This is a genomic window from Priestia sp. BR_2 (assembly GCF_041954005.1).
Classification (GTDB): Bacteria; Bacillota; Bacilli; order Paenibacillales; family Paenibacillaceae; genus Paenibacillus_AQ; species Paenibacillus_AQ lautus_A.
The window spans coordinates 102708-128694 of record NZ_JAVFHM010000218.1; the positions used below are offsets into that span (position 1 = coordinate 102708).

At 54.2% G+C, this 25987-nt stretch carries 27 protein-coding genes; 11 read left to right on the forward strand and 16 right to left on the reverse strand.

Annotation, left to right across the window (positions count from 1 at the left end):
• Nucleotides 1-121: 121 nt before the first annotated feature.
• Both RB298_RS16070 and RB298_RS16075 read right to left on the reverse strand, forming a co-directional pair.
• Nucleotides 122-880: an energy-coupling factor transporter transmembrane component T family protein gene (locus RB298_RS16070; protein WP_277747825.1), complete on the reverse strand. Its 759-nt coding sequence runs from the start codon at nucleotides 878-880 to the stop codon at nucleotides 122-124.
• Nucleotides 881-899: 19 nt separating this feature from the next.
• On the reverse strand, nucleotides 900-1463 hold the full coding sequence (locus RB298_RS16075; protein ID WP_277747824.1) for a GNAT family N-acetyltransferase: 564 nt from the start codon (nucleotides 1461-1463) through the stop codon (nucleotides 900-902).
• 166 nt (nucleotides 1464-1629) lie between these two features.
• Here RB298_RS16075 and RB298_RS16080 point away from each other — a divergent pair, with 166 nt between their 5' ends.
• Nucleotides 1630-2700, forward strand: coding sequence for an alpha/beta hydrolase (locus RB298_RS16080; protein ID WP_096777031.1), 1071 nt, complete (start codon nucleotides 1630-1632; stop codon nucleotides 2698-2700).
• An 84-nt stretch (nucleotides 2701-2784) separates the two neighbouring features.
• Here the strand turns inward: RB298_RS16080 and RB298_RS16085 are convergent, their stop codons facing one another.
• Entirely contained in the window at nucleotides 2785-3090 is a 306-nt protein-coding gene (locus RB298_RS16085) for a hypothetical protein (protein WP_009594879.1), read from the reverse strand.
• Nucleotides 3091-3276: 186 nt separating this feature from the next.
• Here RB298_RS16085 and RB298_RS16090 point away from each other — a divergent pair, with 186 nt between their 5' ends.
• Both RB298_RS16090 and RB298_RS16095 read left to right on the forward strand, forming a co-directional pair.
• Nucleotides 3277-3762 carry a GAF domain-containing protein gene (locus tag RB298_RS16090; RefSeq protein ID WP_192569754.1) on the forward strand — a complete coding sequence of 162 codons (486 nt, stop codon included), beginning with the start codon at nucleotides 3277-3279 and terminating at the stop codon, nucleotides 3760-3762.
• Between the two features lie 76 nt (nucleotides 3763-3838).
• Nucleotides 3839-4201 carry a hypothetical protein gene (locus RB298_RS16095; protein ID WP_012818992.1) on the forward strand — a complete coding sequence of 121 codons (363 nt, stop codon included), beginning with the start codon at nucleotides 3839-3841 and terminating at the stop codon, nucleotides 4199-4201.
• A gap of 60 nt (nucleotides 4202-4261) precedes the next feature.
• Here the strand turns inward: RB298_RS16095 and RB298_RS16100 are convergent, their stop codons facing one another.
• The 4 genes from RB298_RS16100 to RB298_RS16115 form a co-directional block, all read right to left on the reverse strand.
• Nucleotides 4262-4867 carry a hypothetical protein gene (locus tag RB298_RS16100; RefSeq protein WP_228468797.1) on the reverse strand — a complete coding sequence of 202 codons (606 nt, stop codon included), beginning with the start codon at nucleotides 4865-4867 and terminating at the stop codon, nucleotides 4262-4264.
• Between the two features lie 165 nt (nucleotides 4868-5032).
• The gene (locus RB298_RS16105) at nucleotides 5033-5230 is read right to left on the reverse strand and encodes a YwbE family protein (RefSeq protein WP_036673676.1); all 198 of its coding nucleotides are present in this window, start codon (nucleotides 5228-5230) and stop codon (nucleotides 5033-5035) included.
• Between the two features lie 191 nt (nucleotides 5231-5421).
• Entirely contained in the window at nucleotides 5422-6228 is an 807-nt protein-coding gene (locus tag RB298_RS16110) for a C40 family peptidase (RefSeq protein ID WP_012818990.1), read from the reverse strand.
• Between the two features lie 417 nt (nucleotides 6229-6645).
• The gene (locus tag RB298_RS16115) at nucleotides 6646-7410 is read right to left on the reverse strand and encodes a pirin family protein (protein WP_096777035.1); all 765 of its coding nucleotides are present in this window, start codon (nucleotides 7408-7410) and stop codon (nucleotides 6646-6648) included.
• A 239-nt stretch (nucleotides 7411-7649) separates the two neighbouring features.
• Between RB298_RS16115 and RB298_RS16120 the strand changes: the two genes are divergently transcribed.
• Nucleotides 7650-8336, forward strand: a complete 687-nt coding sequence (locus RB298_RS16120; RefSeq protein WP_036664469.1) for a response regulator transcription factor — start codon at nucleotides 7650-7652, stop codon at nucleotides 8334-8336.
• Nucleotides 8333-9826 carry a sensor histidine kinase gene (locus RB298_RS16125; protein ID WP_486047577.1) on the forward strand — a complete coding sequence of 498 codons (1494 nt, stop codon included), beginning with the start codon at nucleotides 8333-8335 and terminating at the stop codon, nucleotides 9824-9826. The genes RB298_RS16120 and RB298_RS16125 overlap by 4 nt, the downstream gene beginning before the upstream one ends.
• Here the strand turns inward: RB298_RS16125 and RB298_RS16130 are convergent.
• The 8 genes from RB298_RS16130 to RB298_RS16165 all read right to left on the reverse strand — a co-directional run bounded on the left by RB298_RS16130 (nucleotide 9816) and on the right by RB298_RS16165 (nucleotide 17736).
• On the reverse strand, nucleotides 9816-10448 hold the full coding sequence (locus RB298_RS16130; protein WP_486047578.1) for a nitroreductase family protein: 633 nt from the start codon (nucleotides 10446-10448) through the stop codon (nucleotides 9816-9818). The genes RB298_RS16125 and RB298_RS16130 overlap by 11 nt on opposite strands.
• A gap of 60 nt (nucleotides 10449-10508) precedes the next feature.
• Nucleotides 10509-11522, reverse strand: coding sequence for an ABC transporter substrate-binding protein (locus tag RB298_RS16135; RefSeq protein WP_486047579.1), 1014 nt, complete (start codon nucleotides 11520-11522; stop codon nucleotides 10509-10511).
• Nucleotides 11523-11709: 187 nt separating this feature from the next.
• The gene (locus tag RB298_RS16140) at nucleotides 11710-12042 is read right to left on the reverse strand and encodes a 4Fe-4S binding protein (protein WP_009594932.1); all 333 of its coding nucleotides are present in this window, start codon (nucleotides 12040-12042) and stop codon (nucleotides 11710-11712) included.
• Entirely contained in the window at nucleotides 12039-13658 is a 1620-nt protein-coding gene (locus RB298_RS16145) for an FAD-dependent oxidoreductase (RefSeq protein WP_486047580.1), read from the reverse strand. The genes RB298_RS16140 and RB298_RS16145 overlap by 4 nt, the downstream gene beginning before the upstream one ends.
• A gap of 56 nt (nucleotides 13659-13714) precedes the next feature.
• Nucleotides 13715-14578, reverse strand: a complete 864-nt coding sequence (locus RB298_RS16150; protein WP_486047581.1) for an ABC transporter permease — start codon at nucleotides 14576-14578, stop codon at nucleotides 13715-13717.
• 38 nt (nucleotides 14579-14616) lie between these two features.
• On the reverse strand, nucleotides 14617-15513 hold the full coding sequence (locus RB298_RS16155) for an ABC transporter permease (RefSeq protein WP_486047582.1): 897 nt from the start codon (nucleotides 15511-15513) through the stop codon (nucleotides 14617-14619).
• 181 nt (nucleotides 15514-15694) lie between these two features.
• Nucleotides 15695-16033 (reverse strand): 4Fe-4S dicluster domain-containing protein, encoded by a 339-nt coding sequence (locus RB298_RS16160; protein WP_012818980.1) that lies wholly within the window; start codon nucleotides 16031-16033, stop codon nucleotides 15695-15697.
• Entirely contained in the window at nucleotides 16030-17736 is a 1707-nt protein-coding gene (locus RB298_RS16165; protein ID WP_486047583.1) for an FAD-dependent oxidoreductase, read from the reverse strand. Before RB298_RS16165 ends, RB298_RS16160 begins: the two co-directional genes overlap by 4 nt.
• A 326-nt stretch (nucleotides 17737-18062) precedes the next feature.
• On the opposite strand from RB298_RS16165, the gene RB298_RS16170 reads away from it, so the two are divergent.
• The 6 genes from RB298_RS16170 (at nucleotide 18063) to RB298_RS16195 (ending at nucleotide 24225) form a co-directional block, all read left to right on the forward strand.
• Entirely contained in the window at nucleotides 18063-18764 is a 702-nt protein-coding gene (locus RB298_RS16170) for a response regulator transcription factor (RefSeq protein WP_036664555.1), read from the forward strand.
• The gene (locus RB298_RS16175; protein WP_486047584.1) at nucleotides 18761-19768 is read left to right on the forward strand and encodes a HAMP domain-containing histidine kinase; all 1008 of its coding nucleotides are present in this window, start codon (nucleotides 18761-18763) and stop codon (nucleotides 19766-19768) included. The genes RB298_RS16170 and RB298_RS16175 overlap by 4 nt, the downstream gene beginning before the upstream one ends.
• Before the next feature lie 184 nt (nucleotides 19769-19952).
• Nucleotides 19953-20723 carry an ABC transporter ATP-binding protein gene (locus RB298_RS16180; protein ID WP_192569763.1) on the forward strand — a complete coding sequence of 257 codons (771 nt, stop codon included), beginning with the start codon at nucleotides 19953-19955 and terminating at the stop codon, nucleotides 20721-20723.
• Nucleotides 20698-22647, forward strand: a complete 1950-nt coding sequence (locus tag RB298_RS16185) for an ABC transporter permease (protein WP_375121860.1) — start codon at nucleotides 20698-20700, stop codon at nucleotides 22645-22647. Before RB298_RS16180 ends, RB298_RS16185 begins: the two co-directional genes overlap by 26 nt.
• Nucleotides 22648-22690: 43 nt before the next feature.
• Entirely contained in the window at nucleotides 22691-23302 is a 612-nt protein-coding gene (locus RB298_RS16190) for a DedA family protein (protein ID WP_486047585.1), read from the forward strand.
• An 80-nt stretch (nucleotides 23303-23382) separates the two neighbouring features.
• Nucleotides 23383-24225 carry an undecaprenyl-diphosphate phosphatase gene (locus RB298_RS16195; RefSeq protein ID WP_036664481.1) on the forward strand — a complete coding sequence of 281 codons (843 nt, stop codon included), beginning with the start codon at nucleotides 23383-23385 and terminating at the stop codon, nucleotides 24223-24225.
• Between the two features lie 1148 nt (nucleotides 24226-25373).
• On the opposite strand, the gene RB298_RS16200 is transcribed toward RB298_RS16195, so the two are convergent.
• The gene (locus tag RB298_RS16200; RefSeq protein WP_486047586.1) at nucleotides 25374-25694 is read right to left on the reverse strand and encodes a hypothetical protein; all 321 of its coding nucleotides are present in this window, start codon (nucleotides 25692-25694) and stop codon (nucleotides 25374-25376) included.
• Nucleotides 25695-25987 lie beyond the last annotated feature (293 nt).

Genomic DNA, 25987 nt, shown 5'->3' on the forward strand with positions numbered 1-25987 from the left:
AGTCCTCCTTCATACCAGCCGCCGTCGGCGGCTGTGCTAGCGTTCGTCAACGCTTCTTTTCATATTTTGCACACTTCCGCTCTTAACGTCAACCCATTTTTTGTTGATTCAGGTTAACAATTCAGGCAATCCACCAGACGAAAACCGTTGCCAGTACATACATAACTGCCGATGCGACCGCCCATGAAGGAATGTTAACCTCCGTGCGATAGGTTCGGTCCGGGTATGCGCCAAATCCTTTGGATTCCATTGCGCCCGCCGTTTGCTGAACACGACGCAGCGCATTAAGCAGGACAGCCGAAACAAACTTCAATCCGTAGCCGATGCGGCTTCCGAGTCCCTTGGGCGGTCGATGGCCCCTTACCTGCTGGGCAGCCAGAATATGGGCACCCTCCTCCTCCAACAGCGGAATGAAGGTCAGCGCAGCGGATACGCCAAACGCAAACCGGTAAGGGATTCGAAGACGTCTGGTCAGCTCGGCAACCAGTTCTCTTGGATCCGTCGTCAAGATATACGCCATCGAGGTCAGAAACAACGTAAACATCCGGAGCGACATGGCACCCGCGGCGTTCAGAGCCTCAACCGTCAGGGCGATGGGCCCCCACTGCAGCCATACGGTGTCCCCTTGGACCGTCAAGCTGGTCAGAATGAAGTAGGGTACCGCAACGATTGCAATGAGCCGGATCCCTCCCAGCAGACGCTTGAAAGACACCCGGCCGGCGAATCGGGCTTGGCCGATGCATAACAGGAGAAACAACGCCTGCTGCCAGGCTTGGTCGAGCAGCATGGCGATTACCGCTGTACAGAACAGGATCACCAGCTTGCTTAAAGGATCATATCGATGAAGAAGCGTGCCGCCCTTCTCATATTGAATCAGCATATTCCACCAACTGCCTCTCTTATAGCGTGTTCCAATCTTTTCTCAATCGCGAAAAAACGACGGCATCGACATAACCGCCGGACGTATGGCGATAATCGCGAAGCACTCCTTCGCGCATATAACCGTGCTTCGCGAACCATCGGCATGCACGCTCATTTCTTGAATCGACGAAAGCCTCGATTCGGTTTAGTCCCATGGACGCGTACCCGAAAGCCGCAACCAGCTCGGCCGCCTCGGTCATATAGCCCTTCCCCCAATAACGGCTTGCCAGCTCACACCCAAACTCGCCCTTGAACGCGCCCTCCAGCTGCCAAATATTAAATCCGCAGCTGCCGATCAATTGGCCTGTTTCGGTGATCTCGATGCCCCAGCGAATGGCTTCGTCCTGCTCGGCAAGCCGTTGCAGCCACTCAATCAGTGCCTTTGCGTCCTCGGCTGAATCCATGACGGGCATATCCAGAAAGGCGGCTACGGCGGGATCGGACCAACAGCCCAGCATCGCTTCCGCATCCTCCGTCTCCATCCTTCGCAGCCGGATCCGCCGCCCCTTCATTCCCGGAACGATTCCTTCGCATCTGTACATGGTATTCCACCCTCTCGCAAAAAAACTGACTTGCATCGGCTGTTTCCGGTGATACTATGTGCGTGTATAAAAGAGTATAGCGAAAATCAATCCGTATCCTGGTCCCCCATCAACATCTTAGAGCTGGATGTATATATATTGATGGATTCGGGAGGCTTCCGTCAATATGCTTGTCACGGCTCCCTTGTACAGTGCGGAAGAAGGAGGAAGTCATCTGAGTATGTATATCGCGATTGTCTTGCTGTTCACCGTCGTTGTCATTGCCGCTGCCATTACGCAAATCGGATATCTGCAGATTACGCGGATGCGCGTAAAGAATGACCTCAAGCTGTTCACGGTGCTGGAAAAAGCCGGACTGTACAGCAGAGAGAAATATGAATCGCTTCAAAAGAACGAAGTGGCGATCAAGAGCTTTGACGGGTTGAAGCTGTGCGGCGCAGCCATTCTAAACAATCCCGGCTCCAAGCACTGGATGCTTCTTGCCCACGGCTATACCGGTTCGCGAGCCGTATCCACCCAATTCATTGATTTGTTTACGGAAGAGGGGTACAACGTGCTCCTGATCGATCAGCGCCGGCATGGACGAAGCGAAGGACGCTATACCACCTACGGTTATTATGAGAAACACGACGTGCAGGCGTGGGTGCGCTGGATTACCCGCAAATACGGCGAGGATGTGGCGATCGGGCTTCATGGACAATCGCTGGGAGGCGGAACCGTGCTGGAGTATTTATCCATCGCTGATCCGCAGGTCAAGCTTGTCATCGCGGATTGCCCGTATTCCGATTTGACGGATTTAATGCGGCATCAGCTCACGCGCATCAACAAAATCCCTTCCGTGCCGTTCCTGTCCTGGGTGAACGCCAGAATTCGGCGTAAAGCCGGGTTCAGCCTCGATCAGGTCAGCCCGATCCGTGCTGTTCGGAACAGCACGCTTCCGGTTATGTTCATCCATGGCACCAAGGATAATTACGTGCCTACCCGAATGAGCATCGAGATGTACGAAGCCAAACCGGACCCGAAAAAACTTCTTCTTATCGAAGGCGCTATCCATGCGAACGCTTATCATGTGGATCCTGAGCAATATCGGGAAGGCGTGCACTCTTTCCTTCGTGAACATATAGATCAACCCGTCCAGGCACCGCTGCCGGAAGCTGCCCGTGCAGCGCAGCCGGAAGCAGCGCCAGCCCAAAGCACCTTCCAACTGGAGCTGGACGGATCCCTTGAGACAGTATAGGACGGCGGCTCAAAAAGCCCCCGCACTGCACGCTGGATCTGCGTGAGTCGGGGGCTTTTTTCAATTGTTATGCTGTTATCTGCCCTACGCCATGGAATCGGCCTTTTTCGGGTTCACCGGTTTAAGCACTTCATCGCAAAGCTCCTTAAGCCTGATCTGGATTTCCTTGAACTCCTCGATCCCGGCTCCCGTGAGGCTGTACCCCTCACCGTGCGCCGTTAGGAAGTTCTCCTCGGTCAAGCGTTCGAGTTCATGCTTAACCTCCCGGTCGCCGACCTTATATCCATGACGCTCCAGCTCGGGCTGCATCTCGCTGATCGTAAGGTCCCGCTCATGGGCGTGATAGAGCATATGAATACCGATAAACAAATTTTGAACGTCTGCGCGCATTCGATCTTCTCTCCCTCCACCTGATTGAATTGATACCTGGTCATGTCATACATTACCCCTGCGACATGGTCAGGAATCAGCCGGATTCGCCGGAGCCTTTCTTCCCATGGCTTGTCCCTTGACGAATATCATATACTTATACTAATGTGAATGAATCAACGCAAATGAAGGAAGGGCGGATATCCAATGTTTCAAAACACACCCTATGAAGGCACTAGGAGCGAGCAATACGCCCAGGTCCTGAATCAGTTGAAAGCACTTATCCACGACGAGCCGAATGCCATTGCCAACTTGTCCAATGCATCTGCGCTGCTCAATCAGTTTCTGTCCGATACGAATTGGGTCGGCTTCTATCTTTATGATGGCAAAGAGCTGGTGCTCGGGCCATTCCAAGGACTGCCCGCTTGCATCCGGATTCCGATGAATCGCGGAGTTTGCGGAACCGCTGCGGCTAAACAGCAGACACTGCTTGTAGCCGATGTACATGAGTTCCCGGGGCACATTGCCTGCGATGCGGCTTCGAACAGCGAGATTGTGGTGCCCATGATGGTGGATGGCGCATTATATGGCGTTCTGGATATCGACAGTCCGCTCAAGAACCGTTTCGATCAAGAGGATCAAGCCTTTTTGGAGGAATTCGTCCATATATTGGAAGGCCAACTCACATTATAATTCAGGATGATTTGACGTATTCTTCCGTACACTAACCAAGGATTGAAACCACAATTCTTAGGAGGAATACACAACCATGTATCCAATGAATAACAACAACTCGCAAATTTCGCAGCAAATTCGTCAGTGCGAGCAAATTCTTCAGCAGCTGACCCAGCAAACGCAGCAGGGCTCGGCTATGTACCAGCAGCTGATGCAGCAAGAGCAGCAAAATGCGGCCCGACTCGAGGAACTCGCTCAGCGTGAGCGTCAAGCGGCGCAGATGATCCAAACGGCCCTTCAAGGCCATCAACAGGCGATGCAGCAGTATCAGCAAATCTCCCAGATCGTTAAACAAGTGGAGTATTCTGTACAAGCCCACAACCAAACACAGCATATTCAGCCTTCATACGGCCAACAAGGTTTTCCTAACACACATCAGGGCCAAGGCTTCCAATAAGCATGCTAAAAGGGGTAACCCGCAGGTTCCTAGAATCTGCGGGTTACCCCCTCTATTGCTTTATTCCTTCTCTTCGTTTACGCTGAATTCGATCTCGGCTTGTATCTTATAGCGCTTTGGCTCTTCCCCGTTCGAACCGCTCTGACTCGCGCCCTGCGACATGGAATCAATCACGAAATCCGCGGATCCGTAGACGACGTAGCGCCCGCCCGGAAAACCATCCTTCAGCGAACGGATGAAATCTTTGAATGTCTTGTCGTCCCTGCTGTCGTATCCACCGCCGATTTTGTAATATTCGCGCAGCGGCTCGCCCTTTTTCAGCTTGGTTGTAATATAGGGCTCGTTCATGGCATAACTGATGTTGTAGTCTCTTGTGAGCTCTTTCATCGGGAAATAAAAAGCGGAGGCCGCATGGCCGATCGTAATCTCATCCTCTTCGCCGATATACTCCAGCTCCCCGTATACTTGAACTTGATCTCCCTGTTCATACTCTTCTTTCTCGCTAACGAGTCGATACACGAAGTCCCCGTCGGTAATTTCCGCCTGATTTCCCCTGGCAGCTTTATTCAATGAAGGTCCAGTCGGATCTGCCCCCTGCATCTCCTGCTTCGCGCAGCCCGTTAACATCAACATCAAGATAAATCCCATATAAAGGTATCTTCTCATCTTTTTTGTTCACCTCAACCTCCAGACGGATGGATTGGGAGCAATGTTGCATAGAAATGCAAAAAAGCCGCATCCAAAACTCCTCAGATTTGCGAAGTTTTGGATGCGGCTTTTGGTTTGCTATATCCCGCAGCCTATGGCCGCAGTCTCGGACTGCATCGAATGTTATGTCTCGTAAATGTTCTTTACCCGTCCCACTTGGCCGTCCTGAAGACGTACTTTAATGCCGTGCGGATGGTTGGGCGAATTGGTCAAAATATCTTTGACCACGCCGCGGGTTAATTTGCCCGTTCTCTGGTCCTGCTTCAGTACGATATCAACCTCAAGCCCCGGTTTGATATTGGAACGCTGCCCACCGTTCATCATCGTCCCTCCTGTTTCCTGTCTTCATGCTGTTGTCCCGTTCCTACTGTCCACCTTACTGAAATCGAAAGCGAAATGCAAATCGCATAACACAAAGGACTGCCCGTTTAAAGATCGTTCAGATCTCCCAACCGGACAGTCCTTCTGTTTTTATTCTAACCATGGATGAATCTTATCCATGGAACGATGTTTTATAGTACGCTTCCGCCGTGCATGAAGCGGTGTTTCCAAGAATCGCCGAAGTTACCTACGAGGACGCCGCCCGATTGTTTCGAGTACGTATGCAGCAGCTTGTTGTCTCCCAGATAGATCGCTACGTGCGTAATCCGCTGTTTGGACTTGTCCAATCCCGCATAAGCGGATGCCGATGAACCTCGGTAACTCATGAAGAATACCAGATCCCCGCGCTTTAATTGATTGACGTTGTATACAGCCGTTCCTTTATCTTTGACGTACTGCCCTTGCTTCCGGGAATCGCTTGGCAGCGTAATGTTAGCACCGTCCATGAATGCGCGGCGGACAAATGCCGAGCAGTCAAAGGTGCTCGTTGAATTGCGGTTAGAACCGAATTCGTACGGCGTGCCCAGATACTTCATGCCTGCACTGATTACTTTTTCAACGCTTGCGCTCGCAGAAGGCGCCGTGCTTCCCGAATTGCCGGAAGTGTTAGAAGATCCGCTGCTTTGGTTAATATATTTAGACGAAGCATATCCTTGCTTGCCGTCCGAAGTTTTGATCTTATACCAGCTTGAGCTCTTGCCCAGAATTTGAACGCGCTCACCCTTATGCACGCGGTCAACGACTTTACCCGAAGTCGAAGGCTTATTGCGCATGTACACATTCGAGCTTGCTACACCTTTGGTTACAGACTGCACGCTGGCAGCAGACACTTCATTCACAGACCCATATCCGTAAGAACCAAGAACCGCTGCTGATAACAGCGCTCCGGCCATCAATTGTTTAAATCTTTTTTTCGAGAAAATAACGATCTCCCCCATCTCGTTTGATTGTGGAATGACGAAAATGTCATTTTCGTGATCCCGCAATCATTATAGACAGGCTGTGTCTCGGGACGCATGCTACCATCCTCACAAAAACACATGCCAACTATTGGTAAAGAGGAGGACTTTAGTCTCTTATTATACTTGAATTTAGTATAAATAGATTATTATAGCAAAAAAACATGCCAAAATAACCCAACCGATCCGGCCTAAAGAAGTCCGGATTTCTTTGTTGGGTCTTTCTGCTTACCATATATATGTATTTTTCCTTGCAATTGCTGCATGAAAGATGACCTTTGGTTCCCTGCCACGCTTTTTAAAAAAAGCCTGTACAGACGGATACCCCATCTGACAGACTCTAGTTTATCGTACCTTCTAAATTTCATTCCACTACAATATTGTAAACTTTTGACCCTATGGCCGCTTGGAATAGAGCGGATATCCAGGGTTTTCCGGTACGTCAATCAGGATGACCCTGACATTCTCTTGCGCCTTAAGGCTTATCGTCTCACCGAGCACCGTATCGATTACCATAAAGTCCCGATGTTGAAACAGGAGGCTATCCTCTTCCGTGCTAAAGCTGCCGGCTCCCCTTACGGCAAGCGCAGCCGCACGCCTGCCGGTTTTCAGTTCATATCGTGCTTCGTGCCCGGCCAGAATTTGAATATCCAGCATCCTCACGTCCACGGACAGATCGGTTGGCGCGGAACCGCCGATCATCGTTTTGACCAATCCCCCCTGGATACGGGTTACCGGATAGGAGTCCGGACGATACTGACGACAGGCAGGGTTTTGCTTCAATGAATCGCGAAGATACGGCTCAAACCAAATTTGGAATCCTTCTGCATCCGGCCCGGTCAGAAGTTCCTCATGCGTAAGTCCGGAACCGGCCCTCATCAATTGCAGGCCTCCTGGCCCTATTATGCTGTGCGTACCATGCGAATCCTCATGGTCGCACTTTCCCTGAATCATATAAGTCACGATTTCAAAACCCTGATGGGGATGAGGCGCGATATAGCCTTCGACGGGCGAACGAAACCAGGACCAATAGAAAAGCGGCCCTACCCGGGTCACGGCTGACCCTTCCCCGGAGAAACCGATCGGCTTCAACTCCGTTATCCTTCCTCCATCGAGTGAGCCCTTGCCCTGATTCTCGGGTGGATATACATTTCCTATCATGTCCAGTCTCCTCCTCTCACCCATCCATGATGGATCTTGAACAGGTGCTGCATTGATTATCTTGGCTTTAAGATAGTATCAACGATAACCGAACAGATATCAACATCCTTAAATTCCCTGATTTGAGAATGCATATTTGCGAATCATTTTTCAGTTTATTTTCAGTTCGCGTTCAGATTTCATTCAGCTACGGCACGTATGATAAAGTTGAAGGAATGAAAGAAGAGGAGTTTTGTGTCATGGGATCCATGCATCGTATTCGCGTTTTGCTTGTGGATGACGAGCCGCACATCCTGCAATTTCTGGAGCTTGGTCTCCAAAATGAAGGGTTTGAGGTGCGCACGGCCTCCGATGGGGAATGTGCGTTAAGGGAAGCAGCCAGCTTCGAGCCGCATGTCATCGTTCTGGATGTGATGATGCCGGGAATGGACGGTCTTGCGGTGTGCAGACGCTTGAAGGAGGAAGGCAGGGATGTTGCGGTCATTATGCTTACCGCGAAGGATGAGATCGATGACCGTGTAACGGGCCTTATGACCGGAGCGGACGACTACATGGCCAAACCCTTCAGTTTCGAAGAGCTGCTGGCCCGCATCCAAGCTCGGCTCCGCAATCAGTTCCCGAGCCTGCTGGGCGAAATCCGGCTTGGGCCATTCACCATCGATGACCGCAAGAAAGAAATTTCATACCTGGGGGAAGCCTTGGAGCTTTCCCCTACGGAATATAAACTGCTCAAACTGCTTGTGACCAAACACGGCAGCGTTCTGAGCAAATCGAACATATTGAATATTGTGTGGGATTATGATTTTGGGGGAGAGGATAACATCGTGGAGGTCTATATCCGATCCCTGCGAGAGAAGCTCGGAGACAAGGAGCATCGGGTCATCCGCACGCTTCGCGGAGCCGGCTACCGGGTGGATTTGCCATGAGTTTCCGAAACCGCATACGCGCATCTCGGCCAACGTCTCTGCGCACGCAGCTCCTGTCGCGTTCCCTTCTCGTCTTGGCGCTTCTGCTCGTGCTGATCGGGGCGCTGCAATATGTACTGATGAAAAACGCCCTGTTCCGCAATCAAGCCGAGGCGCTTTCGCTTCAGGTCCGCTCTATCCCCGTGGAGATGTGGGAGCCTGATCGCGTGCAACATAACCGGCCTTCTGTTCCGAATAACGACGCCCATGCGGGCATGCCCCGCCAGGAGAATAGACCTTTGCTCTTTCTGCCGAATATGTCGCTTGCCAAGATCGCAGCGAACGGAAGCTACACCGACCTGGCCAGTGACAACGGTCTGTCTGCTCCGCAGCTGGCAGCAGAGGCTTATACCTCGATTCTGGAGCAATTCAAAGAGCGTATGCCCGTTCCGTACGAAGTGACTGACGATGCCCAAGGCACCGAGCAGATCGTTGTCTTTCGCCCTTACGGCAGCCCTAACAGCCCTTCCGGTATACTGCAGCTTGGAATGGATACGCAGCCGCTCCATGCCGTTCTGCTGCGGCAGCTGCTGATATTTGCCGTGCTGGCTTTGCTTGCCATGGCTGGCGGGATCGCATTGTACCTGCCATTGCTGCGCAGGACGCTTAACCCGCTAAGCCGAATGGTCGAAACAGTGGAACGAACGGATGCCGGAAACTTGGCGGAGCGATTTCCGGCCATGCAGGGTCAGCAGGAGATTGACCGTTTGGCCCAATCGTTTAACGGCATGCTGAAAAGGCTTGAGGGAGCGTTTGAAGCGGAACGCGAGGCGAAAGAGCAGATGCGGAGGTTTATTGCCGATGCTTCCCATGAGCTGCGCACGCCGCTTACTTCGATTCACGGCTTTCTGGAGGTGCTTGGCCGCGGCGCCGCCGACAACAAGGAGCAGCTCCATGCAGCACTGTCCAGCATGCACGGCGAATCGAAGCGCATGAAGAAATTGGTCGAGGATTTGCTTCTGTTGGCCAAACTTGACCGTAAGCCGGAGCTTCATCTGCAGGATACCCGGCTGGATCGGCTGCTGCTTGAGATGGAGCCTCATCTCAGGATGCTCGCTCAAGGCAGAAACGTAACGATTCAAGCGGCAGCCGTGCTGTGCCGGTGTGACTCCGACAAGATCAAGCAGGTCATCTACAACCTGTTTCATAATGCGGTACAGCATACCGATTCCGACACAGGGCGGATTACCGTTGCGGTGGATAAAACCAAGGACCATGCCGTACTGCTGGTCAGCGACAATGGAGCCGGGATTTCGAAGGAGCATCTGCCCCATCTGTTCGAGCGGTTCTACCGCATCGATGAATCCCGGACCCGGCAGCACGGCGGTGCAGGCCTTGGACTGTCCATCACCCAGTCCATCATGAACGCGCATGGCGGCCAAATGAGCGTGGACAGCACGGTTAACCAAGGAACGGTTTTTCGTGCGGAGTGGCCGGGCATCATGCCTTAGCCTGAAATACTCCTTCATGCACCAGTTCATTCAAGGATCGTCGGTCCGTAGGGACCTCCCGTTCCTGCAGCGTCTCCGGCAGCGCCGATTTATCCCCGTGGTATCCAAGCGTTATGACCGCATGCAGATCATATTCTTCCGGAATATGCAGGGCTTCGCGGGCAAGCTCATGGTCGAAGCCGCCAATCGCGCGGGTATTCAGCCCAAGCAAAGCAGCCTGCGAAGCGATTGTTCCCCAAGCGGCCCCCGCATCAAACGCGTGGCTGCCGCTCGGTTCCCCATTGGCATTCAGCGTGTAGGAAACGAGGAGGACAAGCGCCGGCGCGCGATCGCTCCACACGCGGTTTCCGGGACGGATAAAAGACCGGAATCGCTCCCGCTCCTCCTCTGTTCGGGCAACGATAAACCGCCACGGCTGCCCGTTGCCCGAGGAGGGTGCCCACCGGGCCGCCTCCAAGACGGTATACAGCACATCCGCTTCGACCGGACGGGAGTCAAAGGCCCTCGAAGACCATCGATTCACAAAGTGGGCATGCACCGGATATTCGGGACGGCGCGTTTGTTCCGCCATCGTCTTCTTCGACAGGGCTGATACGATTACGGTTGGATCAGGTCTGGTCATACGATCATCTCTCCTTACCCTTTGCGGGTTATTGTAATGCGGCTTGGTCTAAGGCTTGGTTTAAGGCTTGATCAGCCATTCGTCCAATGCAAAATCGGTTTCCGCCAGCTTCTCTTCGATCAGAAAGGCCTTCGTTCCTTCCAGCAGCTGCAGCCCTTGTTCGGTAAAAGGAACCTCTTTGATCAGCTCGATCGGGCTAACCTTCTTCACGTACTCCACCTTCGTGCTCTGCAATTCGGCCAGAAACGCATAGTACTCTTCCTCATGCTGCTTTAAATCCTCTAGCGCCTTGGAACGGGCGTCATTCCACGCCTTGGCGAAATCCGGATATTTCGCCAGATAATCCTCCGACACTACGGTTACGCTGGTCCCATACAGCTCGGGATGCTTGGTGGCATCGTCCAGCAGCGTATAGCCTTCATCGATTTGTTTGAGCGTATAGACGCCGGTATTGGTCATCGCGTCGATTTCCCCGCGGGCCAGGGCAGCCTCCGCATCCACGCGAAGCAGGTGAATGACCTTCACATCCTCAGCCAGCCCCTCTTTCTTCAAAAGACCGGCCAAGTATCGGTGGTGGAAGGAACCTTTTTGAGTGGCTACCGTTTTTCCCTTTAACTCTTCCAGGGAAGCCGGGCCACCCTTCTTCGCCACGAGGTACCCGATGCTGTCGGTCGAGCCTTGGGTAATCACCTTGGTCTTCGCTCCCGTTGAGCGTGACAGGATGGCCGGCGTATCGCCCAAACTGCCAAAGTCCAGGCGACCGCTGATCAGCGATTCGCTCAAATCCGGACCGTTCGGAAAGGCGGTCAGGTTTACCGTTTCAATCCCGTGCTTCTTGAGCTCTTCCTGAATAATGCCCTTATGGAACCCCCAGCCCTCGGCGCCTCCAGGCACATTCAGGGCATTGGTTCCTATATATCCGTAATTGAGCGTCTTCGGCACGCCGGAGCTTGATGCTTCCGTTATTTGATCTTTGGTCCCGCAGCCCTGTGAAAAAGCAAGCGCCGCCGCCACCAGCGTCAATAAAATCGCGTATCGCTTTCGCTTGTGTTTTTTAACGTTTCGATTCTCCATTCGATTTCTCTCCCCTCACAGATCCCATCTCGATATGACATTGCCTCGCTTTCGCTTCTTACGCCTCTTGCTTCTTACGGGGCTTCATGGAATCCCCGGCAAACCCTGGCATCAATGAGCCCGCAGATCGTGCTTCCCATGCAGACGGGAAGAGTGGAGCTGCCTGAAAAAGGGGGGAGACTGACGATCAAGGAACAGAACGCTTCGCGAGCTGAGCCAGAAACGCATGGCTGGATATGGACGTTCGGCCGGGTCCCCATCCCACCTTCTCGCGGTAGCCCCCCAACAGCTCGGCCTGCTCCAGCTCCGCCTCGCTTAGCCCGCTGAGCCGGTCCGGATGAGGCGCGACGTACATCGCGTCCGCCGGACAATAGAGCTCGCACATAAAACAGGTTTGGCAATCGTTCTGGCGCGCAATGACAGGCACATCGTTATCGACTTTATCAAATACGTTGGTCGGACATACGGAGACGCACAGATTGCACTGCACGCATCTGGCATCGCTGATCAGCTCAATCAAAGGGAAACCGCCTCCTCGCTCACGCGCTGCGCCCGGACGCTGATTTCATCCAACCCGGATGTAATCAGGCGGTAATGCTGCGTCTCGTCCAGCTCCGGATAATCAACCCGTTTATGCATTCCCCGCGTTTCCGTCCTGGCCTGCGCCGAGCGGTACATCCAGCGGGCCGTTGCAGCCATGGCCGCTGCCTCGCGTTTCTTCACCGCCTGATAATCAAGATGGATGGGTTCCTGCCGGATCGATTTCCATACGCCGTCGAGCCGTTGCAACGAATCCCGAAGTCCCTCATCCGTACGGAACAGGTTCCGGTCATAAGGCATGACCTCTTCCTGCACCGCCCGAATGTATTCCTCCGCGGCAATCGGCGGCTTTTCCTGCAGCGATCCGTAGGTACCGGATGACACGAGCGGAGCCGAAGACAATCCGTGCACCTCGCGTCTAGCGGCATGCCGTCCCAGCGATTTGGCATAGTCCGCCGCGCCTTCGCCCGCAAAGCTGCCGGAAGACATCGCCCAGGCGGCATTGTGGCTGCCGCCTCCGGTGAATCCGCCGCAGATCAGCTCCCGCGTTGCGGCGTCTCCGGCGGCATACAAGCCGGGGACCTTCGTGGCGCACGTTTCGTCCACGATATGAATGCCACCGGTCCCGCGCACCGTCCCTTCGAGCCGAAGCGTGACCGGGAACATATCCTTGAACGGGTCGATGCCCATGCGGTCAAACGGCAGGAAAAAATTCGTCTGCCCCACCCGGAGCAGCGGCTGCAAATCGGCGGGCGCCTGATCCAATCGGGCATATACCTGTCGGTTCTCCAGCAGTTTTTTGGCAATGACGGAACGTCCTTTGGTCGAGCCCGCTCCCTCTACCACCGTGCCGTCCTCGTAGTAAAAGCTTGCATAACGGTAATACGCCGTTTTGGTCACCGAGGAGAACGTTGGCGATATGGCGTAGGCGTTGGAGAACTCCATGCCCGACATTTCGGCCCCGGCCTCGGCCGCCATCAGATAGCCGTCACCGGTCAACACGTTGCATCCCAGCGCTTTGCTCAGGAAGGCGCAGCCGCCGGTTGCGATAACAACGGCACCCGCCGTGACTCTCCAGGGATCGCCGCCCTGCGTGCTTATGCCAGCGGCGCCCCCCACTCCGTGATCATCCGCCAGAAGTTCCAGCGCAGGGCTGTGGTCGAGTATTTTGACGCCGGCTCTTTTCACCAGCTTGCGCATGAGACGCATATACTCCGGTCCCTGCAAGCCGCGCCGGAATATGCCGCCATCCGGATCGACCGGGAACGAATACCCCCAGCCTTCAAGGCGGTTCATATTCTCGTAGGTTTGATCCAGGACCCGATCCATCCACTCATTCTCGGCTAAGCGTCCGCCCATAAAATACCGGCTCATCTTCGCTTCCTGGCGCTGCCGCCCTTCAGGCTCCACGTACCATACGCCCGTGCCCGACGGCGCCGTTGCCCCGCTTGATCCACAGAAGCCCTTATCCGCCAGCACGACATTGCTGCCTTTCGCCGCGGCCGTTAAAGCCGCCCAGGCTCCGGCCGGGCCACCGCCAATGACCAGCACATCCGTTTCCAACTGAAGCGTGCTGCCTTGAATACGTGAACTCATGCATGTTCCCCTCCTAATCATCATTGTCCCTCTGTTCTCTCATTCACGAAGCCGGATCATCCCTTGTAGCTATCCCGCCACTTCAACAAGCGGCGTTCCAGAGAACGGACGAACAGATCCACCATCATGCCGACGACGGCAAAAACCAATACACCCACAAAAATTTGCTCCGTTAACGAGGATTGCTTGGCAAGATTGATGAGAAACCCGACCCCCGACTGCGAACCGATCAGCTCCGCAACGACGAGCCCGAGCCAGGATACCGCCAGCGATAACCGGATTCCCATTAACAGGTTAGGCAGCGAAGACGGGATGATCAGCTTGATGATCTGCTGAACCCGGCTGTACTGCAGCACCCTCGATACCTCGAACAGCTTTTTGTCGACGCTCCGGATGCCGAGAAACGTATTGACGTACAGCGGAAAAAAAGCTCCCTTCGCAATGATCAGCACCTTCGACGTTTCTCCGAATCCGAACCACAAAATAATAAGCGGGGCGATCGCCAAATGCGGGATCATCCGCAGCATCTGCACCGTCGGATCCAGGAATATTTCCGACTTGCGCGAGAAGCCCGTCAGCAGGCCGAATATCAAGCCCAGGCTGCCTCCCAGGGCGAAGCCCGCAGCGGCGCGGCCGATGCTTATACCCAGATGGGTCGCCATCTTGCCCGAGGCGATCAGATTCCAGAGGGATTCGAAAATCGCCGCCGGCGTCGGCAGGAAGAACGCATCGATCCAGCCAAGATTGCCTGCCAGCTGCCATATGGCCAGCACCAGAACCGGAAGGGCCGATCCGAGCGCAATGGCCCGTAGTAAGGATGCACGCCGGCGATTGGAACGCGCGGCAGCAGGATCGGGCGGCTGCGATACAGCGGGTGGCTGCCCCGCCGCAGGCAGCGCAAGTTCGTTCGCGTTATTCATCGTGTCTCCTCCTCTCTCTTGGAATCAGAAGCCGTGCTTTAGCCCTCATAGCTGTCGTTCCATTTCAGCAGCCTGCGCTCCATCAGCCTAACCGCGGCGTCTGCTGCTTTGCCGATGACGGCAAACAGGACGATGCACACGAACACGGTTGCGGTTTTGCTGAACTGTCTGGCATCCGTCATCAAATAGCCGATGCCGGACGTGGAGCCCATGATCTCGGCAACGACCAGCCCGAGCCAGGCCAGCCCGAGGGACAGCCGGATCCCGAGGAAGATATGCGGCAGGGAGGACGGAATGACCAGCTTGAAGATTTGCTGGATACGCGTGAAACCCAGAACCCTTGTTACTTCGAACCATTTGTTATCCACGCCGCGGATGCCCAGATAGGTTTGGATATAGAGCGGAAAGAAAGCCCCTTTGGCGATCAGCAGTATTTTGGACGACTCCCCGATTCCGAACCAAAGCACGAACAGCGGCGCAACCGCTAAATGCGGAATCATGCGGACCATCTGAATGGATGGATCGAGCACCCGCTCGGATATGCGGAATACCCCGACCAGAATACCGAAGGCTAGGCCGAGAGCCCCTCCAAGGGCGAAACCCGCCGCGGCACGAACCAAACTGATCCGCACATGACCGCCAAGGTCACCCGAGCCCGCCAAGTGGACAAAAGCCTCCGCAATGCGAAGCGGCGTCGGGAAGAGCAGCTCCGAGATGTAACCAAGGTCGCCGAGCACCTGCCATAAAACCAGCAGCGACACGGGAAGAACCGCGCCCGCAGCAAAGGTGCCCAGCGACTTCCTCCATATCCCGGCACCTGCTTCGCCCGGGGAGAGCCTCTGCCGCTGCCCGGCGGCGGGCTCCGGTACCGGCGACTCGCTGCCGTGGACCGGAGCCGGAGGGTCGTGCCGGTACAATCGTGCATGGTCACTCATTGCGATCACGCTCCGGCTCGGGAAACGCAAATCTTTCATCATCTAACCTGAACATCAGCCAAACCCGTTTCATAAGCGCACCTCTCTCCTCGAATACAAAAGGAGACATTCTTCGAAATTCCGAAGGAATGTCTCCATTAGAATGGTTGACAGTATGAATGCTATTGGTATAGTTCCTGCTTTAACTTCGCCGGGGGAGAATCCGATCGATGAACGGGGTCTCGTCGATCTCGGCCAGCCGGGTCCGCCCGCGTCCCCAGCCGACCGTCTCCCTCCAGCTTCCGATGATCCCTACCGCGATCAGCTCTTCTTCCGTCACCTTCTGCTCCATATCCGCAAAGGGAGAAACATACAGAGCATCGGCAGGACAATAAGCCTCGCATATAAAGCAGGTCTGGCAATCCTCCTGACGGGCAATGACCGGAAGCCCCGTCTCCGTCCGGTCGAATACATTGGTCGGACAGACCTTGACGCACAGGCCGCACTCGATGCACCGCTGCTGACTGACAACCTCGATCATGAGCCTTCCACCTCCCCGGCCGCTGCCGCGATCCAGGCAGCAGCCCCCACGGCTTCAATGCCCATATTTCTTGAACCACCATAGTGTCGGCAAGCGTCCATGGTACCTCGACTTGCCTGCCGGGGCGGCCGCCCCTCAGGATACACCTGGATATGATCGATCCCCCTTACGGTCAGACGATGCTGCTGGTCCGGATTCGGATCCGGGTATTCCAGAAGGGTATGCATCCCTCTGGTTTCCCGCCGGGTCAGCGCAGCCGCATACATCCATCTTGCCGTTGCCGCCATGGCCGCCGCTTCCCTTGCCTTGATCCGCTCGCGCGAACCCCCGGTTACCTTAGCGTACACTTCCGGCCATAGCCCATTCAGCCGTTCGAGCGATTGCTCCAGGACCGGTTCGCTGCGAAAATAATTGATATCCAGCGGAAACACCTCCCGCTGTACCGATTGAATCAGGCCGGATGCATCCATTCCCTGCCCATGCGCTGCGGATGGATGGGACATTCCGGCCCGCCCCGCACCTTGCAGGCGACGGCCGTCCGCAGAAGAACGCGCACTCAGCGCATGCTTCGCCGCCGATTCGCCAGCCCACGTTCCCGAGCAAATCGCCCAAGAGGCATTAAAAGCCCCTCCGCCCGACTTGGCACCGGTCACCCGCTCCCGGGTTGCGGCATCGCCGGCGGCGTACAGACCCGGTACCGTCGTCGCGCAATCTTCGCCGGTGATCCGGATGCCTCCGGTTCCGCGGACCGTCCCTTCATAGCGGAGGGTCAAGGGAAAACGCTCCTTAAAGGGATCGATTCCCGCCCGATCATACGGAACAAAGAAGATGGCGTGCGATTGCCTTAAAATGCGCCGTTTCTCTTCCGTGTCGGCATGATTCAGCATGGCGTATACCGGTCCTTTGCGGAGCATCGTCGGCAGAAAATCATGCGGCCTGGGCCCTCCGGGGCTGTACAGCGTATTCCCGTCTTCGTCATAATACGTCGCCCAGTTGAGAAGCCGCCCCCGGGTCACCGTGCCAAACGCCGCGCTCGGCGCATATTGGCGGCTGAATTCCATACCGGATAGCTCGGCGCCAAGCTCCGCCGCCATGAGCAGTCCTTCGCCTGTGAGCACGTTGCAGCCAAGGCCCTTGCTCAGAAAGGCGCAGCCGCCGGTAGCTATGACAACCGACTGTGCCCGTACCTCCCAATTCTTGTTCTTCTGCCTGCATATGCCTCGTGCTCCTCCGACCCCATGCTCGTCGGCAAGCAGCTCGAGCGCCGGGGACTGATCCATGATCCGTACGCCCGCCCGGTTGACCGCGCTTCGCATCAGCTTCATATATTCCGGGCCCTGCAAATGGTCTCGCATGGGGACCCCGTTCTCATCGCGGCGAAACGGGTATCCCCATGCCTCCACGCGTTCCAGATTGATGTATACCTGATCCAGCACGCGATGGATCCAATCCGGTTCCGATAAATAACCGCCCTCCTTCATCCGCTGGGCTACGGCTTCATCGCGCAGCTTATGGTCAGGGGGCAAATATAGCAGATTGGTTCCTCCGGGTGCCGTTGCCCCGCTGGAGCCCAGAAACCCTTTATCGGCCAATATGACTTTGGCACCTTGGGACGCCGCGCTCCAGGCTGCCCAAGCCCCTGCGGGACCGCCGCCAATGACGAGGACATCCGCCGTCAGTTTCAATTCATCCTGTGCACGCAATCGTTGATCCCCCCGCTCCTTGGTTGATAGTAAATCGAGGTCCATACGACAAAAAGGAGATCATGAAGGATGCTCATGATCTCCAGCAGACTGGTCGATTCAAATTTATTTATCATAGTTATTCGATTGGAATTATCAAGTATATTATCAGCTGATGGCACAAGCGTCAAGATTATTTTTCGGAGGGATCGCTTAACAAAGCGAGACATTCGCTCCGAGCTTTCCTAAGCCCTGCTGTCTCCGCTCACGCAATTTTTCCTTATATCCTGACAATTTGGTACAATACAGACGGTACGAGAATGTCAAATGAAGGGACTATGATCGATATGTTCAAAATTTTCATTGTCGAAGACGATGCCGGGCTGGTCGGCCTGCTGAAAGAATATCTTCATAAATTCGGTTATGCGACGCAGTCCGTTCATGATTTCGAGACGGTGCGCGATCAATTTGAATCGTATGACCCTCATCTTGTGCTTCTGGATATCAATCTGCCTAAATTCGACGGCTATTATTGGTGCCGGCAGTTCCGCAGCCTCTCCACCTGCCCGATCATCTTCATCTCGGCCCGCGACGGGAAAATGGATCAGGTGATGGCGCTGGAGAACGGTGCCGATGATTATATAACCAAACCCTTTGACTACGAGATCGTCATGGCCAAAATCAAGAGCCAGCTCCGGCGGGCCTACGGGTCCTATGCTGCCGGTCAGAATGAGCGGGTCCTCAGCATCGCCGGACTCACGCTTGACGTTGAGCGTCTCTCCGTTTCGCTCGGACCGACCCAAGCGGAGCTCAGCCATACCGAAGCCAAAATATTGGACGAATTAATGAAAAAGCCCGAGCAGATCGTCAGCAGGGACCGGCTTCTGGAGAAAATATGGGATGATCAGGCCTTTGTGGACGATAATACGCTGAATGTGTACATCACCCGCGTCCGTAAGAAACTCGCCGCCCTCGGAATCGAGGATGGCCTTCAAACCGTGCGCGGGCGCGGCTACCGACTGGTACCGAGCTGGAGGGACGAAGCATGAGACTATTTTTGCAAGAACAGCGTCCCTTAATGATTGTCTACATCGCCCAGCTTCTTGTCGTTACCCTGATCTATAGGCTGGACGGTTATCGCAATTTGACGGTCAGCCTGTACGCGGGCATCATCAGCTTGCTGCTGCTCGTCGGCTATCTCGCCTTCCGTTTCATTGCCAACCGTTCCTTCTATAAACGGTTGGAGCAGCCGCTTCCGGGAGAATCCCTCACAGGCGAATCCTCGGCAGAATCCTCCCACACCCCGCTCGCCGAAGCGCTTCATCAGCTGTTGAAAACCCAGTTCCGGCATTACACCACGGATCTGCATAACTATAAGCATAAAATTGAAGGCCATCTGCAGTTCATCAACCAATGGGCCCACCAGATGAAAACGCCGATTTCGGTCATTCACCTGATTCTCCAGGATGATGACGACCCCCGTTTTGCCGCGATCGGCGACGAGCTGGACCGCCTCAAAAAAGGGCTCGATCTCGTGCTGTATACCGCCAGGCTCGATACGTTCGAGCGCGATTTCCATGTGGAAAACCTGCCGCTTCAGCGAATCGTCCGACATGTCACGTCCGAGCAAAAGCGGCTGTTTATCCGGCGGAGAATGTACCCGTCCATCCGGATCGATTCCGGATTAACGGTGGCCACGGACGAGAAATGGCTCTCTTTTGTGCTGACGCAGCTGCTGACCAACGCGGTTCGATATACGCTGAAGGAACAAGGCACCCTCTTTTTCAACGGCTACACCCGGGAGAATCAAGTCGTGCTTGAGATAAGGGACGAAGGCATCGGCATTCCCCAAAGCGATCTCCCGCGGGTGTTCGATCCTTATTTCACCGGAGAGAACGGGCGCCGATTCCAGGAATCGACAGGCATGGGCCTGTTTCTGGTCAAACAAATATGCGACAAGCTTGGACATGCCTTCGAAATCGAATCCAAGGTCGATGAAGGAACGACGGTCCGCATCATTTTTGCGGATGCTGCGGGCCATATCGCACAATGAATTCCACCGGCAGATGGCAGGGTTCGGCAGTACAAGCTATTTAAGTCCGCTGCGGCTTATTCCCGATCTGCTTACGCGGGCAAAAGAAACCTTACAAGGTTGTAAGGTAACTGTAAGTTACGAATATGGCATGGACGCAAACGAATCTTTTACAATGATAACATCGTTATAGAGGAGTGAAGATATGCCCATCCTGAGCGTGAAGCATCTATCCAAAATCTATGAGGGCAAAGTGGCGTTCCAAGCGCTGAACAATATTCACTTCAACGTCTCCAAAGGCGAATTCGTCGGTATTATGGGACCCTCCGGCAGCGGAAAAACGACGCTCCTCAATCTGATTGCGACCATTGATCAGCCCACGGCCGGGGAAGTGATCATAGGCGGACGCAATCCCCATCTGCTCGGCAGGAGCGATACGGCTCTGTTTCGGCGCAGGGAGCTGGGCTTCGTCTTCCAGCATTTCAATCTGCTGGATACGCTGACCGTTGAGGAAAACATCGTCCTGCCGCTGACGCTGGAGGGCATGCCGCTGGACGAAATGGGCATCCGGCTGAACCGGATCGCAGACCGGCTCGGGATCGGGTCCATTCTGCACAAGCACACCTATGAGATTTCCGGCGGGCAGATGCAGCGCACCGCCATCGCGAGGGCGCTCATTCAGGAGCCCTCCCTGATTTTGGCTGACGAGCCGACGGGGAACCTGGACTCCAGAGCCTCCAAAGAAGTGATGCAGACGCTTTCCGCTTCGAGCAAAGAAGCTTCCGCAACGATTCTCATGGTCACTCACGATCCGGTGGCAGCCAGCTACTGTGACCGCGTCTTGTTCATCAAGGACGGTCAACTATATAATGAAATGTATTGCGGTGACAACCGCCAAGCCTTTTTCCAGAAAATCATCGACATGCTGGCGCTGCTGGGAGGAGGAAGTCATGACCTTTCGACAATTCGCTTTTAGGAATGTCCTGAGGAACAAGCGGACCTACGCGGCCTATTTCTTAAGCAGCGCATTCTCCGTCATGATTTTCTTTGTGTGCGCGCTGTTCCTGTTTCACCCTTCCATCACGGACGAGATGTTCTATCCGGTTGTGATCCAGGCGATGGTTGGCGCAGAGCTGATTATGTACGTATTCTCGTTTTTCTTCGTGCTGTATTCCGTCGGGGCTTTCTTGAAGACCCGCAAGCGCGAGTTCGGCATTCTGTTCATGCACGGCATGACGGACCGCCAGTTTAACAAGATGGTGTTTCTTGAAAATATGATCATCGGCGTAAGCGCGATCGCCACGGGCATCCTGTTCGGCATCATTACAGGCAAGCTGTTCCTGATGGCAGGCTCGGCCTTTCTCGGAGTCCCGCCCCTGCCGTTTCGGCTGAGTCTGCGCGCGCTCGGGCTGACGATCGCGAGTTACGCGCTGCTATTTCTCATCATCTCGCTGTGCACGTCCTGGCTGCTGCGGCCCAAAGCGCTCATCGACTTGTTCCAGTCCGGACAGCGGCCGAAAACCGCGCCCAGAACATCGCCGTGGTTATCCATATTGGCGGCTGTCCTGCTGCTTGTCAGCTACGGCCTGGCAGCCACGACAAGCGCATCGACACTCGCGCTGCGCATGTTCCCGGTTACCTTGATGACGATGATCGGCACTTATCTGATTTATTCGCAGTTAGGGGTTGCTCTCGTCCGCAGGCTGAAAGAAAGCCGCCGTTTCACCTGGAGAAGAACCAAGCTGATCTCGCTATCAAGCCTGCAGTACCGGTTGAAGGATCATGCCCAGATGTTTTCGATGGTGACGATCGTGCTGGCCGTGTCTTTTTGCTCGGTAGGCGTATTCGCCTCCATTCCGGTGCTCACGAAGCAGTTCAACGAGGACTTCCCGGCCGCCATCGGTTATCTCGCCAAAACGGGAGATACCTCCGAAGAGCAGCATTTGAACGAAATCCGGCAGGAGCTGGAGTCGAGGAAAATACCGTTTGAAACGCTATCGTTTCGCGTTAAATATACGGATGCCGAACCGGCATCCGCACAGGCCGGTCCATCGGAGATTCCGTTGACGCTGATCGCGTTCTCCGACTATAAGGCGGCCGTCGTGATGGCGGGACTGCCGTTTGACGAACAGCCGCCGAGCGGAGAGGAGGCCCTTGTCCTCATTGCTTCGCAAAACGACAGAGCTTATACCCGCAACCGGGATTACGCTTCTTACCGGCTTCGGGATTCCGGCATCCGGCTGCGTGAAATCGGTTATTCCGATCATGTCGGCGTGCCGGAATACTTGCTGCCGGAGATGGATGACGATTCCCGTTTCGGCGGTCTTGTCGTCAGCGACGACATCTTTGCTGCCGTCACGGATCCGGTCCGTCAGGAACGGTACACCGGCTTCTACGTGGACGATTTTACGGAGACGGAGGGGATCGTTCCCCATTTGGCTCCGGGCGGTGCCGTGCGCTATGAGATGGACCGGACCTTTGCGCTGGCGGTCAGCGGTACGCTGTTCGCCCTTCGGGACAGCCTGTACAACATGCTGCTCTTCGCGGCATTGCTTGTGGGCACGGTGTTTTTTATCGCGGCTGGAAGTTTCCTGTACTTCCGCCTCTATGCCGATCTGGATTTTGACCGCAGGCATTATGCCACGATATCCCGGCTCGGCATGACGGACAGGGAGTTCAGGCGAATCGTTACCGGACAGCTCGCGCTGCTGTTTTTTGTACCGATCGGACTTGCGATCGTGCACAGCATCTTTGCCTTCATCGCGCTGCAAAGCTATTTCTATTTATCCATTGCGGCTGAAATGGGCATCGTGCTGATCAGCTTCCTGATGATGCAGGTCCTGTACTTTTTCTTCATCCGCAGCCAATATCTGCGCAAGCTGAAGCAGACCCTTATATAAAGGATGGCAAAGGCCTCCTTATCTTTTGAAAGAGGTGTAACTTTTGGAAAACTGGATTACGGACATTATGGAGAAGTTCGGCTATGTCGGCATCCTGCTGATGATTGCCCTGGAAAACGTGTTCCCGCCGATTCCCTCCGAGGTCATTCTGACCTTCGGCGGATTCATGACAACCTACACGAAACTGACGGTGCCCGGCGTCATTATCGCAGCTACCATCGGCTCCGTGGTCGGTGCCGTCATCCTGTACGGGATCGGACGCCTGCTCGATGTCGAACGGCTGGAGAAAATCGTGGACCGTTGGGGGCATATCCTCCGCGTCAAAAAAGAAGACATCCGCAAGGCGGATGCCTGGTTCGATAAATACGGATACTGGACCGTGCTGTTCTGCCGCATGATTCCGCTGATCCGGAGCCTGATCTCCATCCCGGCGGGGATGTCCACAATGAAGTTCGGCATGTTCCTGCTCTTTACGACCATCGGTACCTTGATCTGGAACGTCATTCTGGTATCCGTCGGAGCCGCCGTCGGCGATTCATGGGAAAATATCGTCGCCTTCATGGACGTCTATTCCAATATCGCTTATGCTGTAATAGCCGTGGCCGTGATCGCATTCCTGTTCTTCTTCTTCCGCAAGCGGAGAAAATCGGCTTAAGCTGGAACCACGCATTTCATGCCATGCATCATTCATATCATTACATTTTACATTTTTAAGTAAGGGAGAGACCGCAGGTCATGGATTTTTTAACCATCCTCAAAGCAATTATTCTGGGAATCGTCGAGGGACTGACCGAGTTCGCTCCTGTATCCTCTACCGGCCATATGATCATCGTGGATGACATGTGGCTGAAATCCGAGGAGTTTCTGACGAAATACGTAGCCAACACGTTCAAGGTCGTGATTCAGCTCGGCTCCATTCTCGCCGTCATCGTGGTGTTCAAGGACCGCTTCCTGGATCTCTTGGGACTCAAGCGCAAAAAGCCCGAAGCCGGCGTACCGGCCGGTACGGGCAGACTGAGACTCAGCCAGGTGATCGTCGGTTTGATTCCGGCCGGCGTTCTGGGCGTCTTGTTCGAGGACCTCATTGACGAGCATTTATTTTCCACCGAAACGGTGCTGATCGGTCTTGTGATCGGAGCCATCTTCATGATCGTTGCCGACAAGGTCAGCTCGAAAAAAGAGCCGAAAGTGGTGTCTGTCGATCAAATTACGTACAGGCAGGCATTCAGCGTCGGGCTGATTCAGTGTCTGTCGCTCTGGCCAGGCTTCTCCCGCTCCGGCTCCACCATCTCCGGAGGCGTTATGCTGGGCATGAGCCACCGCGCGGCGGCGGACTTTACGTTCATCATGGCCGTGCCGATCATGTTCGGGGCCAGCTTCCTGTCGCTGCTGAAGAACTGGGAATACTTCACGCTGGAGGCTCTTCCGTTCTTCATCGCCGGATTCGTGGCGGCTTTCGTCTTCGCTTTGATCTCCATCCGCTTCTTCCTGAAGCTGATCAACCGGATCAAGCTGGTGCCGTTTGCGATCTATCGGATCGTGCTCGCTGCCATTATTGCGTTGGTGCTTTATCTGTAATTAGTAGCTCAGCCTTACAGCACCATTAGAGTTTGGGAGATGCTCCGCTGCTTCGAGCTGAGCGTCACTTCATAATAGCAGCTGTGTTTGGGGTAAAAAAGGCAGGTCAAGATTTCATATCTTGACCTGCCTTTTGTTATCGCGTTGCCGCACGCTCGTTATTAGTCGTGACACCTGCTGTGGTTTCGACCCGGAGCCGATTGGTTTAGGTCTACGGCGACATGACCACACAGGCCGATTGGTTTTGCCACGGTGGCATAGCGGAACAGTCTGTTGACACGGATGCGGGTATCTCAACTGTTTTTGGCGGGGTTGGCGACGAAGGAGTGAAAACCGGATGGTGTCAGGCGAGCGGCTGGACGACAGACGTCCAAGCAGCATGCTCTGGGACCACGCACTGTGGGTCAGGGAGCAGTGCGCATGATGCGGCTGATCCGGACCAGAGATCCGCTATTTTCAATAATTCGCCTGAATTTCAATATAAGCGGACACCAGATCCGTTATGTTACGAATTCCGGTTCGATATCCGCCTGTTTTCAGAGAATAACGGATCTCATGTCCGAAACATTTACGAATCCCCTTATTTCTCATCAAATAAGGTCCGCTGTGTCCGCTAGCGATGCGCAATGTGAGATATTCGGCTATTTTGGTACGTTATGATCAAAGATACGGTTACTTTAAAGTACAAACCATCGATTATTTAGTTACTTTAAGGTTATACTCCATTTTATTTCCCTTATTGGTACCTGATGAGCTAAGATCCAGTTACTTCAATACTCCACGATAACAAATTCAGTTACTCTATATTCCAGATTATAAATTCAGTTACTCTGATACATAATGAGTCAATTCATCCGAATATTTGGTTAGTCCATGATTCATCGTACATTTCTTTCGTTAGGTAATTTCAACGACTCAGCTAATTAGATAGCCTATCAACTATTAGCTATTCTCCTGCAGAAGATCACGATCCTCGCACCGTGACCGAAGGCAGCACGCGCATCATATCGGCATGTATTGGCGCCTTAAACCGATCGATCGTAGCAACGATCTTCGAACTGACCGCGTAACCCGGAGGTTGAATCGCTTTTGCAGCTCCTATATGATAACCAGCCTAGTGCGCAATATCGGTTGCACTGCCTGCACGATTACAGGGTCGCTGCACCTAACCGCTCCTTTGAATAATACCGCACCTGTTTACCATGCCCATTGGCGTATTCGATCTCGGCCCGCGTGCTCTCGCCGATATACCCGTTCACATCGATCACAAAGATTTCGTCGGACATATCGATTTTGCGGAAGTGCAGCTCTTTGAGCCTGCGCTCCTGCTCCTCTGTGATCTCGATTCCGTCCCTCTGCTCAAAAAATCCAACGCTAAGGACGATATGTCCGCTAAGCGTAAGCGAAGCTTCGGCTTCTCGAAATTGCGCTTTAAACTTGGTGGAGCCGCATAGTGTAATCACCTGCATGGCACACCCTCCTTTTGGTAAATAGATGCTCGTACTCTTCAGAAATATCGTGGACAAGAATAGATGAGGATGATAAAAGTTTCTAATGCGCTAAATGCTCTCTATGATTGTCATAATGATAGGGATAATGGCTCAAGACCATCATAGGAGTAAATATGGTGCAACGCAACCACTCATCCAACAAGAAGAAGCCCTCCGGTATGGAGAGACTTCTGCCTAATGGTTGTATGGGGAATCCCCTATCCAGCGACGAGCCAAGATCAATCATTTCCGTAGACGGCGCATCCCCGCAT

Coding starts and splice junctions, on each gene's coding strand:
- RB298_RS16070 (WP_277747825.1), bottom strand. CDS start 880: ATGCTGATTCAATATGAGAAGGGCGGCACGCTTCTTCATCGATATGAT.
- RB298_RS16075 (WP_277747824.1), bottom strand. CDS start 1,463: ATGTACAGATGCGAAGGAATCGTTCCGGGAATGAAGGGGCGGCGGATC.
- RB298_RS16080 (WP_096777031.1), top strand. CDS start 1,630: ATGCTTGTCACGGCTCCCTTGTACAGTGCGGAAGAAGGAGGAAGTCAT.
- RB298_RS16085 (WP_009594879.1), bottom strand. CDS start 3,090: ATGCGCGCAGACGTTCAAAATTTGTTTATCGGTATTCATATGCTCTAT.
- RB298_RS16090 (WP_192569754.1), top strand. CDS start 3,277: ATGTTTCAAAACACACCCTATGAAGGCACTAGGAGCGAGCAATACGCC.
- RB298_RS16095 (WP_012818992.1), top strand. CDS start 3,839: ATGTATCCAATGAATAACAACAACTCGCAAATTTCGCAGCAAATTCGT.
- RB298_RS16100 (WP_228468797.1), bottom strand. CDS start 4,867: ATGAGAAGATACCTTTATATGGGATTTATCTTGATGTTGATGTTAACG.
- RB298_RS16105 (WP_036673676.1), bottom strand. CDS start 5,230: ATGAACGGTGGGCAGCGTTCCAATATCAAACCGGGGCTTGAGGTTGAT.
- RB298_RS16110 (WP_012818990.1), bottom strand. CDS start 6,228: ATGGGGGAGATCGTTATTTTCTCGAAAAAAAGATTTAAACAATTGATG.
- RB298_RS16115 (WP_096777035.1), bottom strand. CDS start 7,410: ATGATAGGAAATGTATATCCACCCGAGAATCAGGGCAAGGGCTCACTC.
- RB298_RS16120 (WP_036664469.1), top strand. CDS start 7,650: ATGGGATCCATGCATCGTATTCGCGTTTTGCTTGTGGATGACGAGCCG.
- RB298_RS16125 (WP_486047577.1), top strand. CDS start 8,333: ATGAGTTTCCGAAACCGCATACGCGCATCTCGGCCAACGTCTCTGCGC.
- RB298_RS16130 (WP_486047578.1), bottom strand. CDS start 10,448: ATGACCAGACCTGATCCAACCGTAATCGTATCAGCCCTGTCGAAGAAG.
- RB298_RS16135 (WP_486047579.1), bottom strand. CDS start 11,522: ATGGAGAATCGAAACGTTAAAAAACACAAGCGAAAGCGATACGCGATT.
- RB298_RS16145 (WP_486047580.1), bottom strand. CDS start 13,658: ATGAGTTCACGTATTCAAGGCAGCACGCTTCAGTTGGAAACGGATGTG.
- RB298_RS16150 (WP_486047581.1), bottom strand. CDS start 14,578: ATGAATAACGCGAACGAACTTGCGCTGCCTGCGGCGGGGCAGCCACCC.
- RB298_RS16155 (WP_486047582.1), bottom strand. CDS start 15,513: ATGAGTGACCATGCACGATTGTACCGGCACGACCCTCCGGCTCCGGTC.
- RB298_RS16160 (WP_012818980.1), bottom strand. CDS start 16,033: ATGATCGAGGTTGTCAGTCAGCAGCGGTGCATCGAGTGCGGCCTGTGC.
- RB298_RS16170 (WP_036664555.1), top strand. CDS start 18,063: ATGTTCAAAATTTTCATTGTCGAAGACGATGCCGGGCTGGTCGGCCTG.
- RB298_RS16175 (WP_486047584.1), top strand. CDS start 18,761: ATGAGACTATTTTTGCAAGAACAGCGTCCCTTAATGATTGTCTACATC.
- RB298_RS16180 (WP_192569763.1), top strand. CDS start 19,953: ATGCCCATCCTGAGCGTGAAGCATCTATCCAAAATCTATGAGGGCAAA.
- RB298_RS16185 (WP_375121860.1), top strand. CDS start 20,698: ATGACCTTTCGACAATTCGCTTTTAGGAATGTCCTGAGGAACAAGCGG.
- RB298_RS16195 (WP_036664481.1), top strand. CDS start 23,383: ATGGATTTTTTAACCATCCTCAAAGCAATTATTCTGGGAATCGTCGAG.
- RB298_RS16200 (WP_486047586.1), bottom strand. CDS start 25,694: ATGCAGGTGATTACACTATGCGGCTCCACCAAGTTTAAAGCGCAATTT.